At 59.0% G+C, this 16,349-nt stretch carries 10 protein-coding genes; 4 read left to right on the top strand and 6 right to left on the bottom strand.

What is annotated here, in order from left to right; all coding sequences use genetic code 11:
• Window positions 1–68: 68 nt before the first annotated feature.
• Window positions 69–1,229, bottom strand: a complete 1,161-nt coding sequence (locus QF043_RS27550; RefSeq protein ID WP_307420902.1) for an AAA family ATPase — start codon at window positions 1,227–1,229, stop codon at window positions 69–71.
• A 119-nt stretch (window positions 1,230–1,348) separates the two neighbouring features.
• On the opposite strand from QF043_RS27550, the gene QF043_RS27545 reads away from it, so the two are divergent.
• The 4 genes from QF043_RS27545 (at window position 1,349) to QF043_RS27530 (ending at window position 8,847) form a co-directional block, all read left to right on the top strand.
• Entirely contained in the window at window positions 1,349–2,431 is a 1,083-nt protein-coding gene (locus QF043_RS27545; RefSeq protein WP_305457026.1) for an efflux RND transporter periplasmic adaptor subunit, read from the top strand.
• A complete protein-coding gene (locus tag QF043_RS27540; protein ID WP_307420901.1) occupies window positions 2,428–3,498 on the top strand; it encodes an efflux RND transporter periplasmic adaptor subunit in 1,071 nt (356 codons plus the stop codon). Before QF043_RS27545 ends, QF043_RS27540 begins: the two co-directional genes overlap by 4 nt.
• Complete coding sequence (locus QF043_RS27535; RefSeq protein ID WP_065930866.1) at window positions 3,495–6,548, top strand: efflux RND transporter permease subunit; 3,054 nt, start codon at window positions 3,495–3,497, stop codon at window positions 6,546–6,548. Before QF043_RS27540 ends, QF043_RS27535 begins: the two co-directional genes overlap by 4 nt.
• A 115-nt stretch (window positions 6,549–6,663) precedes the next feature.
• Entirely contained in the window at window positions 6,664–8,847 is a 2,184-nt protein-coding gene (locus tag QF043_RS27530; protein ID WP_307420899.1) for a glycoside hydrolase, read from the top strand.
• A 112-nt stretch (window positions 8,848–8,959) separates the two neighbouring features.
• Here the strand turns inward: QF043_RS27530 and QF043_RS27525 are convergent, their stop codons facing one another.
• The 5 genes from QF043_RS27525 to QF043_RS27505 form a co-directional block, all read right to left on the bottom strand.
• Complete coding sequence (locus QF043_RS27525; protein WP_307420898.1) at window positions 8,960–9,586, bottom strand: bifunctional 2-polyprenyl-6-hydroxyphenol methylase/3-demethylubiquinol 3-O-methyltransferase UbiG; 627 nt, start codon at window positions 9,584–9,586, stop codon at window positions 8,960–8,962.
• Window positions 9,587–9,794: 208 nt separating this feature from the next.
• Window positions 9,795–13,502: a hypothetical protein gene (locus QF043_RS27520; RefSeq protein WP_307420897.1), complete on the bottom strand. Its 3,708-nt coding sequence runs from the start codon at window positions 13,500–13,502 to the stop codon at window positions 9,795–9,797.
• Window positions 13,503–13,659: 157 nt separating this feature from the next.
• Complete coding sequence (locus tag QF043_RS27515) at window positions 13,660–14,304, bottom strand: methionine ABC transporter permease (protein WP_307420896.1); 645 nt, start codon at window positions 14,302–14,304, stop codon at window positions 13,660–13,662.
• Entirely contained in the window at window positions 14,294–15,406 is a 1,113-nt protein-coding gene (locus tag QF043_RS27510) for a methionine ABC transporter ATP-binding protein (RefSeq protein WP_307420895.1), read from the bottom strand. The genes QF043_RS27515 and QF043_RS27510 overlap by 11 nt, the downstream gene beginning before the upstream one ends.
• Window positions 15,403–16,218, bottom strand: a complete 816-nt coding sequence (locus QF043_RS27505) for a MetQ/NlpA family ABC transporter substrate-binding protein (RefSeq protein WP_307420894.1) — start codon at window positions 16,216–16,218, stop codon at window positions 15,403–15,405. The genes QF043_RS27510 and QF043_RS27505 overlap by 4 nt, the downstream gene beginning before the upstream one ends.
• Window positions 16,219–16,349 lie beyond the last annotated feature (131 nt).

Raw genomic sequence — 16,349 nt, 5'->3', positions numbered from 1 at the left:
TTTGCGTGTGTTCGCACATCAAAATGTGGGAGCGGGCTTGCCCGCGATGAGGCCGGCCCAGTCATCCCTTATTCCGGCCAATGCCAAGCCGGCGCATCCAGAATCCCCTGGCCCACAATCTGAGTCTGCCCCAGCACCTTCTCCAGCACGATCGAATTGCAGTCTTCATCCTGCTGCAACGCCGCAATCAAGCGGCTGGCATGCGACACCACCCACACCTGGCACTGCGTCGAGGCCTGGATAATCAAGCGCGCCAGCGCCGGCAATAAATCCGGGTGCAGGCTGGTTTCCGGCTCGTTCAGCACCATCATGGTCGGCGGCCGTGGCGTCAGCAGCGCCGCGATCAGCAGCAGGTAGCGCAAGGTGCCGTCTGACAATTCCGCTGCCGACAACGGCCGCAGCAAACCTTCCTGATAAAACTCAATCGCAAAACGCCCACCTTGCAACGGCTCGATGTTCAGCCGTGCACCGGGGAACGCGTCACTGACGGCGCGCTGCAACGCCTCGGGGTCGCCGATTTCGCGGATGGTCTGCAATGCCGCCGCCAAATCGCGGCCGTCGTGATGCAACACTGGCGTGCGCGTGCCCAGTTGCGGCTGGCGCACAGGGGCATCCACATCGCTGCGAAAATGATCATAAAAACGCCAGCCACGAATGCTTTCGCGCAGCAGCAACACCTCCGGCGAGCCGCGCAGGCTGCCGACCTGATCGAACAGGCTGTGGTAGTTGGGCGTGTGCTGGGCCAGTACATCCCAAGCGCGGCCATCGCGGGCGCGCACCATCGGCCCGGAGCGCTGCACCAGCAAACTGGCCGGGCGGTACAGGTGACCTGCCCAGATGCACTCTTTCTTTACCTCCGGGTCCAGTTGGAACGCGGAAAGAGTCTTTTCCGGCAACCCAAGGGAGATCGCGTAGCTGAAGTCCTCGGCGGCAAACCCCAGGCGCAGGCGTTTGACGCCCTGGCGCACCGTCGGCTCAACGGCCACCTCGCCATTGCGCATGCGTCGGCTGACATTCTCGGGCCCGGCCCAGAAGGTCGAATCCAGCCCGCCTTCACGCGCCAGGGCATTGATCACCCCGCCTTGGGCGGTTTCGGCCAGCAAGCGCAAAGCGCGGTACAGGTTGGACTTGCCGCTGCCATTGGGGCCGGTAACCAGGTTCAAGCGGGCCAGCGGCACCACCAGTTTATTGATCGAGCGGTAGTTGGCCACCGCGAGGGTTTTGAGCATGTGTTTTAGTCGGCGTGGGAACCCTTGGAGTATGGGATGCTCCATGCAGATAAGGAACCCTGATCTAAGCTCACAGTCGCATACTCACTGTCACATCGCGTCACGCAAAAGGAGCCTGCATGGGCGGTCGTATTTACACCTGTATTTTCGGACTTGGCCTGCTGACGCTGCTGAGCGGTTGTGGCCAGGAAAAGGCCGAACCCAAGGAGCATTCGCGGGTGTTTGTGCAGACCGTGCAGCCCGCGGATTTCGCCGCCGCCGTGACCCTGACCGGCGATATCCAGGCTCGCGTGCAAACCGACTTGTCCTTTCGCGTGGGCGGCAAGATCATCCAGCGTATGGTCGACGTGGGCGACCGCGTAACCGCCAGGCAAGTGCTGGCCAAGCTCGACCCCAAGGATTTGCAGACCAACGTCGATTCCGCCCAGGCCCAGGTCGTGGCCGAGCAGGCGCGGGTCAAGCAGACCGCAGCGGCCTTTGTGCGCCAGGAAAAGCTCTTGCCCAAGGGCTACACCAGCCGCAGCGAATACGACGCCGCTCAAGCTGCGCTGCGCAGCAGCCAAAGTGCCCTGGCCGCTGCCCAGGCGCAGTTGGCCAATGCCCGCGAACAACTCGGCTACACCTCGCTGGTCGCTGATGCCCCAGGCGTGATCACGGCGCGCCAGGCTGAAGTCGGCCAGGTGGTGCAGGCCACCGTGCCGATTTTCAGCCTGGCCACCGATGGCGAGCGCGATGCGGTGTTCAATGTCTATGAATCCTTGCTGGTGGAGCCGCCGCCCGATGCACCGATCACCGTGAGCCTGCTGGATAACCCGAGCATCAAGGCCGTGGGTAAAGTGCGTGAAGTCACGCCCGCCGTGGCGGCCAATACCGGCACCGTGCAAGTCAAAATCGCCTTGCAATCGCTGCCCAAAGGCATGCAGCTGGGCTCGGTGGTCAGCGCCACGGCCAATGGCCCGGCCAAGGCCAGTGTGGAGCTGCCGTGGTCGGCGCTGACCAAAGACCTCAACGAACCCGCCGTGTGGCTGATTGACGGCGACGGCAAGGCGCAACTGCACAAAGTCACGGTAGCGCGCTACCTGACCGGCAAAGTGATTATTGGCGACGGCCTTAAAGGCGGCGAAAAAGTCGTGGTGGCTGGTGGGCAATTGCTGCACCCCGGCATGCTGGTCGAGATCGCCCAGCAAGGAGTCCAGCCATGAAGCGCCTGACGGCTTTGCTTGCCGCCAGCCTGTTGCTGGTCGCCTGCTCCAAAGAGGAAACGCCGCCCGAGCCCGTGCGCCCGGTGCTGTCCATGGAAGTGAAATCTGAAGATCAGGAAAACCTCGGCCGTTTCGCCGGCACCATCCAGGCCCGCTACGAAAGCAACCTGGGTTTCCGCGTGCCCGGCCGTATTGCCCGCCGCGCCGTGGATGTCGGCGCCGAAGTGGAGAAGGGCGCCTTGCTCGCCGTGCTTGACCCCACCGACCAGCAAAACCAGTTGCGCGCCGCCCAAGGCGACCTGGCCCGCGTGCAGGCGCAGTTCATCAATGCCCAGGCCAACGCCCGGCGCCAGCAGGAACTGTTCAATCGCGGCGTCGGTGCCCAAGCCCAGCTGGATGTGGCCCAGACCGACCTGAAAACTACCCAGGCGACTCTTGATCAAGCCAAAGCCTCGGTCAACCAGGCCAAGGACCAACTCAACTACGCCGAACTGCGTACCGACCACGCCGGTGTCGTCACCGCCTGGAATGCCGAGGCCGGCCAAGTGGTCAGCGCCGGCCAGCAAGTGGTGACCCTGGCGCGTCCGGACATCAAGGAAGCGGTGATCGACCTGCCCGCCGGGCTCGCCGAGCGCCTGCCGCCGGACGTGGTGTTCCTGGTCGCCGGGCAGCTCGACCCCAGCGTCAATACCACTGCCATCGTGCGCGAGATCGAACCCCAGGCCCAAAGCGCCACGCGCACCCGCCGCGCGCGCCTGACCCTGGCCGAAACGCCACCTGCGTTCCGCCTCGGCACCGCCATCAGTGTGACCCTGAGCACGGCCATTGCACCGCGTATCGAAGTGCCGCTGACAGCCTTGCAGGAAGCCGACGGTAAAACCCGCATCTGGCTGCTCGACAGCCAAAGCCAGACCGTGCAGCCACGTGACGTCACGGTGATCAGCCGTGATGCCAGCAGCGCCTTGCTCAACGGCGGTGTCAAACCCGGCGAACGCATCGTCACCGCTGGCGTGAACAGCCTGAAACCCGGGCAAAAAGTCAAAATCGACGAGGACAGCCCGCGATGAAAGGGAGCTTCAACTTATCCGACTGGGCCCTCAAGCATCAGTCCTTCGTCTGGTACCTGATGTTCGTCGCGCTGCTGATGGGCGTGTTCTCCTACATGAACCTGGGCCGCGAGGAAGATCCGTCGTTCACCATCAAGACCATGGTGATCCAGACCCGCTGGCCGGGCGCGACCCAGGAAGAAACCCTCAAGCAAGTCACCGACCGCATCGAGAAAAAACTCGAAGAACTCGACTCCCTCGACTACGTGAAAAGCTACACGCGGCCGGGTGAGTCCACGGTATTCGTATTCCTCAAGGACACCACCAGCGCCAAGGCCATCCCGGAGATCTGGTACCAGGTGCGCAAGAAGATCGACGATATTCGCGGCACCTTCCCCCAGGGTTTGCAGGGGCCGTCGTTCAACGATGAGTTCGGTGACGTGTTCGGCTCGGTCTACGCCTTTACCGGCGACGGCCTGTCGATGCGCCAACTGCGCGATTATGTCGAACAGGTGCGCGCCGAGATCCGTTCGGTGCCGGGGCTGGGCAAGGTTGAGATGATCGGCCAGCAGGATGAAGTGATTTACCTGAACTTCTCCACACGCAAACTCGCCGCGTTGGGCATCGATCAACGGCAAGTGGTGCAAAGCCTGCAATCACAGAACGCCGTGACCCCCGCCGGGGTGATCGAGGCCGGGCCGGAGCGGATTTCGGTGCGCACGTCCGGGCAGTTCGCCTCGGAAAAAGACCTGGCCAACGTCAACCTGCGGCTCAATGACCGCTTCTATCGGCTGGCGGACATTGCCGATATCAGCCGTGGTTACGTCGACCCGGCGCGGCCGATGTTCCGCTTCAATGGCAAGCCGGCGATTGGCTTGGCCATTGCCATGCAGAAGGGCGGCAATATCCAGTCGTTCGGCAAGGCGTTGCACACGCGCATGGATGAACTGACCGCCGACTTGCCGGTAGGCGTTGGCGTGCATAAGGTTTCCGACCAGGCAGAAGTGGTGGAAGAAGCCGTCGGCGGCTTTACCAGCGCCTTGTTTGAAGCGGTGATCATCGTGTTGGTGGTGAGCTTCATCAGCCTCGGCATGCGTGCCGGGTTGGTGGTGGCGTGCTCGATTCCACTGGTGCTGGCGCTGGTGTTCGTGTTCATGGAATACAGCGGCATCACCATGCAGCGCGTGTCATTGGGCGCCTTGATTATTGCCCTCGGCCTGTTGGTGGACGACGCGATGATCACCGTGGAGATGATGATCACGCGCCTGGAAAAAGGCGAAACCAAGGAGCAGGCGGCGACCTACGCCTACACCTCCACAGCCTTTCCGATGCTTACCGGTACGCTGGTGACCGTGGCCGGCTTTGTGCCGATTGGCCTCAACGCCAGTTCGGCGGGTGAGTACACCTTTACGCTGTTCGCGGTGATTGCCGTGGCGATGTTGGTGTCGTGGGTGGTGGCGGTGCTGTTTGCGCCGGTGATCGGCGTGCATATCCTCAGCGCCAACGTGAAACCGCATGACGCCGAACCTGGGCGCATCGGCCGCGCCTTCAATGGCGGTATGCTCTGGGCCATGCGCAACCGCTGGTGGGCCATCGGCATTACCGTGGGCCTGTTTGTGGCCTCGGTGTTCTCCATGCAGTTTGTGCAGAACCAGTTTTTCCCGTCCTCGGACCGCCCGGAAATCCTCGTCGACCTCAACCTGCCGCAAAACGCCTCGATCAATGAAACGCGCAAGGCCGTCGACCGCCTTGAAGCGATCATCAAGGACGACCCGGACATCGCGCGTTGGAGCACCTACATTGGCCAGGGCGCGATTCGTTTCTACCTGCCCCTCGACCAGCAACTGGAAAACCCCTACTACGCGCAGCTGGTTATCGTGAGCAAAGGCCTGGAAGAGCGCGGCGCCTTGATTGCGCGCCTGCAAAAGCGCCTGCGCGATGATTTTGTCGGCATCGGCAGTTATGTGCAGCCGCTGGAAATGGGCCCGCCGGTGGGGCGGCCGATTCAGTATCGCGTGTCGGGCAAGGATATCGATCAGGTGCGCAAACACGCTATCGAACTGGCGACCTTGCTGGACCAGAACACCCACCTGGGCGAGATCATCTACGACTGGAACGAGCCCGGCAAAGTGCTGCGCGTGGACATTGCCCAGGACAAGGCACGCCAACTCGGGTTGTCGTCGGAAGACGTGGCGCAGTTGATGAACAGCGTGGTCAGCGGCGCCTCGGTGACCCAGGTACACGATGATATCTACCTGATCAACGTGGTCGGCCGCGCCGAAGATGCCGAGCGTGGCACCCCGGAAACCTTGCAGAACCTGCAGATCGTCACACCCAATGGCACCTCGATTCCGCTGCTGGCCTTCGCCACCGTGCGTTATGAGCTGGAGCAGCCGCTGGTATGGCGTCGCGACCGCAAGCCGACGATCACCATCAAGGCCTCGGTGCGTGACGAGATGCAGCCCACGGACCTGGTGAAGCAGCTGGCGCCGACCATCGACAAATTCAGCGCCGGGTTGCCGGTGGGTTACAAGGTGGCCACCGGTGGCACCGTCGAAGAAAGCGGCAAGGCCCAAGGCCCGATTGCCAAGGTGGTGCCGCTGATGCTGTTCCTGATGGCGACCTTCCTGATGATCCAGCTGCACAGCGTGCAGAAGATGTTCCTGGTGGCCAGTGTCGCGCCGCTGGGCCTTATCGGCGTGGTGCTGGCGCTGATTCCCACCGGCACGCCCATGGGCTTTGTGGCGATCCTCGGCATTCTGGCGCTGATCGGCATCATCATCCGCAACTCGGTGATTCTGGTGACGCAGATCCACGAATATGAAGTGGCCGGTTACACACCGTGGGACGCGGTGGTGGAGGCCACCGAGCACCGGCGCCGACCGATCCTGCTCACCGCAGCGGCGGCCAGCCTGGGCATGATCCCGATTGCGCGGGAAGTGTTCTGGGGGCCGATGGCCTACGCGATGATTGGCGGGATCATCATTGCGACCTTGCTGACGCTGCTGTTTTTGCCGGCGTTGTATGTGGCTTGGTACAAGATTCGCGAGCCGAAAAAAGAACAGGCCTGACCATCGGAGCCTTCCTGCAAGGATGTGGGAAGGTTCTTTGAAACACTTTTCGAACACTTGCTGAGGCTTATGTGCTTTACCCTCCGGGCCTGATCTTGTCTGGAAGGCCCGTGCCATGCGTCATTTTTTGCTGGTTGTCAGCCTGTTGTTATCTCCACTGGCATTAGCCGGCACCGTGTTGGAAAACGCCCTGTGGCGTGTCGAACTCGACCCCGCCACGCTCGCGCTGCGTGTTACGCCTGCAGGCGAGGCCTCGGTGCAGGCGTCCAGCGGTGTGGCTGCCCATGCTGTCAGTGATATGCAAGCGGGTGCCGAGCAGGCTGCCTGGCAGTGGGACAACGGCGCTTATCGCCTGACGGCCCGCCTTGAGCAGCGCGACCTGTCCCTGACCCTCAGCGCCCGCGAGCCGGGTGAGTTGCCGCTGCTGCGCCAACCTGCGGCGGCCATGGGCAAGGGATTGATCTGGCCCTTGGCCGAAGGGCATTACATACCGGCCGGTAACGCCGTGTGGAAAGCGTTTTTGCTGGAGCAGGGCGAACTCAATACCACTCAGGACCTCAGCCTGCCGTTATGGGGCATGGATCACGGCCGCTTCACATTGAACTGGTTGCTGACCAACCCCTACAACAATCAGTTGAACTGGCAGGCCGACGGCAAGGGCCTGGCACTCTCGGTGGCGCACGAATTTACCCGTCTTGATTCCACGGCGCCGATGACCTTGCGCTTGCACTTGGGCGACGCCGACCCATTGGCCGGTGCCAAGCGCTATCGCCAATGGCTGGTGGAGCAGGGCCGCTACGAGCCGCTGGCGGACAAGTTGCAACAAACCCCCGAAGCTAAAAAACTGCTGGGCGCCAGCCACGTCTACCTGTGGGGCAACAGCCTGCTGGCCCCCGCTGATGTGCGTGATTGGCCGCTGCTGGTCAAACGCTTGCGCGGTCATGCACTCAAGGGGTTGATGGACAAACAGGCGACTCAGGTTCTGGCGCAGGCCAAGGCTTTGAACCGTTATGAGCAAGGCGTTTTGCTGCGGGGCCTGAATGCGGCGATCAATCAGCAAGCGCGGCAGGCTTGGCAAGTCGAAGACCCGGACATGACCCGACTCGCCGCCCGCTATGGTGAGCTGCGCAGCGAGCTGGCCAAGGACTTTGCCGGGGCCTTGACCGATACCCCCGAGACCTGGGGCAACCAGACGATTAAAGCCCTGCGCGACGCCGGGCTGCCGCGCCTGTTGCTGACCCTGGGCGAAGGCTGGGAAGGCGGCCTGTGGCATCCCGAAGCGATTCGCGCCGGTGTCGAAGCCGGTTACCTGATGGCGCCCTACGACTCCTATGAAACTGCCTTGTCCGCCAGCGAAAACCCGGACTGGACCACCGCGCACCTGGGCGCCAAGGCCTACCGCGACTGCGCAATTGTGCTCAAGGACGGCAAGCTGAAAACCGGCTTCCAGCAATCGGGCCACTACATCGATCCGCGCTGTATACGGCCTTTGCTGGAAGCACGGGTGAAGGCGGTGCAGGCCAGGGCCGGTTTTAACGCCTGGTTCCTGGATGCCTACGCCACCGGCATGGTGTTCGACAGCTACCGTGACAGTGCGCCCATGAGTCAGGCGCAGAACGCCGAAGGCAATATCGACGCCTCCCGTTGGATCAACACGGTACTCAAACTGCCGGCGGGTTCCGAAGATGGCAATGCCAGCACCGCCCAAGGCACTCTGTTCGCCCACGGCATGCAAACACCGGTGATCGGCTGGGGCGATCGGCAGATGACCCAGGACAAGCAATCGCCCTATTACGTCGGCAATTGGTACCCGCCGGAGCAGCCGGCAGTGTTCTTCAAGCCTGTGCCGTTAAAAGAGCCGTTTCGCACACTGTACTTCGACCCGACCATGCGCCTGCCGCTGTACCAGGCGGTGTTCCACGGTTCGGTGATCACTACTCACCATTGGCTGTTCGACAACCTGAAGCTGAGCAATGTGCGGGTCGAGAACGAGCTGACCCAACTGCTCTACAACGTGCCGCCGCTGTATCACCTCACGGATGCGACCTTTGCGCAGCGGCTGCCAGTGATTCAGCGTCAGGACGGTTTTTTCAGGCCGTTGCATCAGCGTTTGGCGGCTCAGGCGTTGACCGATTTTCGGTGGCTGACGGCGGACAAACAGGTGCAGCAGACTACCTTTGCCGATGGCACGCGGTTGGTGGTGAATTTTTCTGCGCAGGAGCAAGCGGGGTATGTGGGGCGTAGTGTGACGGCGTTGGTGGTGGGTGAAGAGCCGGTGGTGTATCAGGTAAATCCGTAGCGCCGGTTAAATCGACATCGCAGGCAAGCCAGCTCCCACATTTGAAGGTATTCACACATCAAAATGTGGGAGCTGGCTTGCCTGCGATAGCGTCAGATCAAACAACAAACCACTACGCCTTGCGCCACACACTCGCCAACCAAGGCTGTTGCTCGCGCGGTAACCCGGCCGGACGGTAGTAATGCTCCAACTCCACAAACCCCGCCGCCGTCAGCAAACCCCGCCACGCCTCCAGGTCGTGATAAGACCCGTACCGAGGCCCATTCCAGCCCTCCTGATTTTCACCCCGAGGGTTGGAACTGAACAACACACCCCCCGGCTTCAGCGCCCCATGCAGCTGCTTGAGCACCCGTGGCAGTTCCTGTTTGGGAATATGGAACAGCACCGCATTGGCAAATACCCCATCAAAACGCGCGGCGGGTAAATCCAGCTTCAGGAAGTCCTGCTGCAACACCTCACAACCACTGTCTTCACGCGCCATCTGCGCAAAGCGCTCTGAGCCATCGAGCCCCACGGCGATATGCCCCATGCGCGTAAACGTGCGCAAATCCCGCCCCGGCCCACAGCCGAAATCCAACACGGTAAACGGGGGCGTGCCCTGGATATGCCGCAGCAAGGCGTCGATGTTCTGGCTCACATCGTGGTCGCGGGTGCCTTCGCGGAAGTCTTCGGCCACTTTGTTGTAGTGGCTGAGGGTGGTGGTGGTGATCTGGTTGAGGTCGTCGGGGGCGAGTTTCATGGTGGGCGCTTCGAGGGCAGGGAATTAGGAGGACTATACGCCATGACGTGATAGGTATAGGACGCCAGCACGTAGCGCTGATGTAAAAATAGGCTATGTCTTCCGTGCCTGATTTTTCTGCCAAGAGAGCGGAATAAAGTTGCTGGCTAATAAAAAAGCGGGACGGTTTAAAGAAAATGTCCCGCTCAATGTATTAGGGACTTCGGGTCTATTGGCGCACGACCACAAGGTTCGCCATTCTGTAATCGTTGCCGACGCCGTCCGCGTTATTACTGTAAATCATGAACTCCATGGTTGAGGTGTTAGCAATAAAATATCCACCCAATTGAATATACGCCATCGATCCAATATAGGTGGCTGGCACGAGGATGCCTTGGTTGGTGTATAGAGAGATGAGGGGGAGTGAGTACCTGCCATCTTCCCGGCGGATGTGTATACCGAAAAAGTAGCGTGCTCCTACTCGCATGTTATAGAAGCTCTTTCTAAGTACCGGCCCTGCGGATCGGGTGGTGTAAGTGTAGTTCAATAAGCCCGCCGCCGAGAAACTCAAGTCTCTGTAGTCGGCTACAGCAGTACCGGGTTGCCAGCCGTTGAATGAAAAATTTTGCAGAGTTGTTGTATCATTTACCAATGTTTGAGTCGTGATAGCGGCATACGAGGTTGTTGGGAATTTAACTTTTCGCGGGTTGTCGGGCTTGCCATCAAATGCCACTTCGCAATTTACCTCTACAGCACTGTTGTTCTGCAATGCCTGCAACCAGGTTATTAATATCGGGATGTTAGCCAGCCCGCTCTTTGCTTGGGCGGCGGTGAGGGCATGGTTGTCCAGCACGGTGAGCGGAAGCACCCCGAGACTGTGCAAGGTGATTTTTATTTTCTGGTCTACAAAAATCAGTGGCCATATGGGCAGGGCAAGAGAAATAGCGTTTTGGGTATAATTGTCAAGGTCCAGCTTTCCACCATTGGCAATTCCATTAATTATTGGTCGTGGTAGTTTTGCCAAGGAGATGGTTTGAACGATCAGCGTTTGAACTTCTGATGTAGTTGTTTTCCCTCCTTTCGTCGACGTGTAGCGTAACGTGATGGTATTATCCACACTATCAGCCAGAATTCGCGCAGAAATAGAGAAGATTAGTTTCCCGGAAGCATCGCCTTTTTGCGGCGGAATCGTGCTCACCGTACCGTTCTGGTTGATCCACTCCAAAGCAACGGTTTGAGCTGCAGGATCTATAGACATACCTGGATAGGTAACGGTGACAGAGGCAGTGTTTTCGTACGCCAACGGGTCGATGGTGAGCTGAGCTCCAACCCTGCCGGCAAAAGCGGGTGCGGGCAGAATGGCTGGCAGGGACTGGATCACATAATCACAAATCTCAAACGGCACTGCCGTGTCCGGGTCGGGTATTTGCGCATAGCTGACCCTAAGACTGAGGGTGAAATGCGAGCCTTCCTTCAGTTTACGGACTTCATCCACGAGTACGTCGGCGGAAATACCGTAAGTGGCGCCATCTCCGCTGACCAGTTCGCCGTTACGGATTATGACTTCATAGGGGCTGCCATCTGAATAGGTGCCTTTGCCGGAAAACCATGCGTATTGGTTTTCCTCAAAAAAATCCCACACTTTAGTCAGATAGCGGGCGCCTTCTTTGAGTTCGTAGAGAGGTAATATCCCGGGCTTGAAATCGTCGATGCTTGGCGTTGGTAGCCCTGTGATGGCGAGTAGTTTTAAATCTCGAGTGACGGAGCGATATTCAAAGGGGCCTAAGTTGAAATGGTAACTGACAGAAAATGTGTTCGGGGATGGGCGAATGCCTAGGGCAATGATATTCGGAGGGATAAAAGCACTGGCCTTATTAGTATCAGGGTCGATCACCACTGGCACATCAATGCTGCTGATTCCATAGCGACCTCGCCAGTGGACAGTGACCAGCGTGCCTTGATCGCTGTACCACAGGTTTTTGATCGACACTTCGACGTTTGCACCATTGAGCACGTCCTTTGGATTGATTTGGTCTTGACGCGTGCCCGCCTCAATAACTTTTGGAATGTCCAGTTTCAACGCCTTGCCCACGCTGACATCAAGTACTTTGGAACGCAACACCTTCGGAGGTTTGACCGAATTGTCTATAACGCTATAGAGAAAGCTGATGATGGTTTCGTTGTTCAGATCCAGAACAGAGCGAGGTAACGGGATACCTTGGGACGGCAAGCCACTGCCAGCGCTGGCTTTGGTAATTGTGATGGAACCGCTAGTTGACGCTGCCTGACTCCGCCCTATCACGGCAAACTTCAGCACGTTCCCGATAGCCGTGCCTTCGTGTGGGATATTCATCAAAAATTCAGAATCTATGATTTTTTTAGGGTCAATGTTGTTGTCCACGACGCCTTGTACAATTGGCGCTTCCAACACGGGGTCGCGGGTGCCGATTTGAGTAATCAATACCTTAGAGTGGCGAATGGCCGTTGAATTCTCTCTGTCTTCGACGGTGGAGTAAGAAAGTCCGACATAGCCTTTACCGGCAAACTCCTGCAGTTCCAACACAGACACATTTCGCGTACCACCGGGCGGGCCAGCAAATTGAGCGTCATTATAGGTATTGGTGCCGCCGGAAGCTTCCAGCAACTTAATTGTGAAGATTTCTCTCCAAGACGAATCGTGGGGGCGATATTCGGGTATTTGCGAGGAGAGCACTTTTGTCGGGTCAACAATACCTTCTTCAGCCTGGGCCGATATCACAGGGGGCATCCAAATCTGACGGCCCACTACCCTGACCAAGGTACTTGCTGATCGTTTTACTCCGGCTTGAGTGAGCAATTTGAAGTACACCCGAAACGACCGGCCTGCCTGCTTGTTGAGCTTTTCGAAATCGATGACAAGCTTCTCACGCCCCCGGTTCGTGTCGGTAATGAGCGGAAACTCTTCAGACGTACTGACCCCGGTTTCCGAGGTATAAACGAGAATGAACTGGATCTGACGTGGGGGCTTTGGGGCAGTTTTTAGACGCTCAACCGTAGCCTCCACTGCGAATTTGGCGGTGGAGTCTGTGTCCAAGTCGACCAAGTCGATTTCTACGCTCTCAGCTTCACTTGTGCCGGCAGGTTGCCTCGTAAAAGCCGGTTGAGACAACAGCTCATCGCCAAGATCATTGGTCAGATTGAAGGGTTTTGAGAACCAGTATTGACTCTTTGCGCGGTTCCCGACCACGTCCTTAACCCAGAAATACACGCTCACCGAATCTTGATCGGGGTCCTTGGGGATATCCTTCTCGGCCATCAGCACTTCGATCGGCCCAGAGCCGGCCTCATCTGCCGGGCTTACAACATATTCGAATGGACGGTCACGGCCCTCGTACTCAATTGCGATTACGTCGTTGGTGCGGCAGTACAGGTACTTGTCTATCAGAAAAATCAATCCACCTGAAACAGCCGAATCGTTGAGGAGGCTTCCATCTACAATCGGTATACGAGTTGAAGCGTTCACAATTCGCATGCTCAAACCGCTGTGCCACTTGTTAAAGGGCTCGTTATCCTCCCCCCCGGGGACAGTGGTCTTGATCAGAATCTTTTGCGTAATAGAGCGGATTGCGTTGCCGCTGGCAGAGCGTACGACACGACCGAAAAACTCGCTTGTACCCTCTGGCAGAGTTTTTTTGATTGTCAGCTCGTAGCGATTCTGTGTTTCGTCACGGACGGTATCAAAGTGGATTGGGTTTTCTAAGTCACGGATGCGTACGGCAAAATAGTCGCCGCTTTCGACTGTGGTCCATCGTAAAAAAAAAAAGCGCAGCCCAAACACCAAATGGGCCAGGCCGACCCCGTAAACTGCCTCTTCGGGGTATTTCTTACTGTTACCAAGTACGACATAAGCGTCCGGATAGGGTGGTGGATCTAAATCAATGGGTTCATCATTAGCCATGGCCGTATTCCCTTTTGGATAAGTGCGCGGAAAAAGCACACTTGGTAAGGTGAATAAGGCTCTTAAACTCCAAATCATGTCTACCTGTGAGAATTGACAGTTCAGATAGGCGGTGTGGTGGCTCTGTTGTTCTCCAATAAAGGAGCCGCCAGCGCTATCAGCGTTTGTTAAGCCCTCGCGCCAACCGATCCCCACTCAACTGAATCACCGCCACCAACACCACCAGCAGCACAATCACCGTGAGCATGATCTGCGTATCAAACCGCTGATACCCATACCGATACGCGATGTCCCCCAAACCGCCAGCACCAATCGCCCCGGCCATGGCTGACGAGTTGATCATGGTCACCAGGGTAATCGTAAAACCACCGACAATCCCCGGCAGCGCTTCGGGCAGCAACACATGCCAGATAATGTGCCAGCGGCGGCAGCCCATGGCCTGTGCGGCCTCGATCAAACCATGATCGACCTCGCGCAAACTCACCTCGGCAATCCGCGCAAAGAACGGCGTGGCGGCGATGGTCAGCGGCACAACGGCGGCCCACACGCCATAGGTTGTGCCGACGATAAGCCGGGTGAACGGGATCAGTGCGACCATCAGGATCAGAAACGGAATCGAGCGGAACAAATTGACGAACGCCCCCAGTACGCGGTTCAGCGCCGGTGCCTGGTAGATGCCACCCTTGTCGCTGGTGACCAGGAACACCGCCAGCGGAATCCCCACCAGCAATGCGATCAGCGATGACACGCCAACCATCAACAAGGTGTCGATGGCGCCCTGCAATAAACGATCAAACCACATAGCCCAGCACCTCCACCTGTTGTGCCCAATGCCCGGCGCGGTTGCGCAACGCTTCGGCGTTATGCGGCGAGCCATTCACGGCCAGCAACAATTGCCCCAGCGCATGCCCCTGAATCCGCTCCACGCCGCCTTGCAGCAAGCGCACGCGCCCACCGAGGGCGCTGAACAGCGCGGCCAGGTCCGGTTCGTCTGCGGCGCTGCCGGTAAATTGCAACCGCAACACCACCGCCGCCGTCGACGAAGGTTCAGTCTGCAAGCGACTTTGCAGTTCGTCCGGCAGCCCGTGTTGCAACGGCGCCAGCAGCGTTCTACTGACCTCGTGCTGCGGGTTGCCGAACACTTGCCACACCGGGCCTTGTTCGACGATGCGCCCGTGTTCCAATACCACCACGCGGTCGCAGATATCGCGAATCACTGCCATCTCGTGGGTGATCAACACGATGGTCAGGCCCAGGCGCTGGTTGATCTCGCGCAACAGGCCGAGGATCGACTGGGTGGTTTCCGGGTCGAGGGCCGAAGTGGCCTCGTCGCACAACAAAATCTGCGGGTCATGCACCAGCGAACGGGCGATGCCCACGCGCTGTTTCTGCCCGCCGGAGAGTTGCGCCGGGTAGGCTGTGTGCTTGTCCTTCAGGCCGACCAGTTCCAACAGTTCCCGCACCTTTTGCTCACGTTGCGGTTTAGGCACACCGGCGACTTTCAGCGGCAGTTCGACGTTCTGCCACACGGTCTTGGCCGACATCAGGTTGAAGTGCTGGAAGATCATGCCGATGCGCCGCCGCAGCGCCACCAGGCGGTCTTCGTCGAACTCGCCGATATCCACCTGATCAATCAGCACGCGGCCGCTGCTCGGTTGCTCCAGGCGGTTGATGGTGCGGATCAGCGACGACTTGCCCGCGCCGCTGCGGCCGATAATGCCGAACACTTCACCGTGCTGGATCGCCAGATCAATGCCTTGCAGGGCATGCACGGCGCCGTCATAGGTTTTGCCCAGGTTGATAAAACGCACATGGGCGCGGTTCAGGTCCGGGTGCAGCTCTGTCTGCTCGGCGGCCCTGGGTGGTGTGCCCAGGTCGCGCAGTTGGGCGTTGGCGGCGGTCATTTTTTATCTTCCCAGCCGACCTGGTAGAGCTTGCCGAGGGATTTATCCAGCGCCGCACGTACCACCGGCGAGTGCTGGTAAATGTCGACGAACTTGATCACCCGTGGGTCGGTTTTGCTCTTGGGCTGGATCACAAACTGGATCACGTATTCCGGGTGGTCGAGGCCGTCGAACAACAGCGCCGACTCGGCATCGAAGGTCTTGGACAGGCGGATATACGCCGGGTAACCCTGCACCAGATCGGCGTCGTCATAGGCGCGCACCAGTTGCACGGCCTCGACTTGCAGGATCTTGAGCTTTTTCGGGTTGGCGATGATGTCTTCTTCGGTGGCCTTGTAGCCCACGCCCGGCTTGAGGCTGATCAGCCCGGCCTTGGCCAGCAATTGCAGGCCGCGACCGCTGTTGATCGGGTCGTTGGCAATCGCCACGCTGGCGCCTTGGGGCAGGTCGTTGATGGTTGTGTACTTCTTGGAATACAGCCCGACGTTGTTGATGATGCCCGGCGCATAGGGCACCAGGTCAAAACCGGCGGCGGCCTTGGCGTTTTCCAGGAACGGAATGTGCTGGAAGTAGTTCACGTCGATATCGCCGGCGGCCAGGCTGACGTTGGGCGCGATCCAGTCGGTGAACTCCACCAGCTCGACTTTCAGGCCTTGCTTGCCAGCTTCAGCGACGGCGGCTTCGAGGGGAATCGCGAAGGCGGCGGTGGTGCCGATTTTCAGCGGTGCGTCGGCGGCAAAGACGGCCGAGCTGAACAAGCCGAAGGCCAGCGCCAGTGCTTTGACTGGGTGGGAGAGCGGTGTTTTTTTCATAATCGATTTCCAGTCATAAGGTATGGATAAGAACAATGCGGTTCTAAATGTGGGAGCTGGCTTGCCTGCGATGGCGGTGGGTCAGCAAAAAAAATGTGGCTGACAGACCGCTATCGCAGCGGTGCGACGGT

It is taken from the genome of Pseudomonas sp. W3I7, assembly GCF_030816095.1.
GTDB lineage: Bacteria > Pseudomonadota > Gammaproteobacteria > Pseudomonadales > Pseudomonadaceae > Aquipseudomonas > Aquipseudomonas salomonii.
Note: the sequence above shows the minus strand (reverse complement) of the source record. Positions and strands in the feature narration are given on the sequence as shown.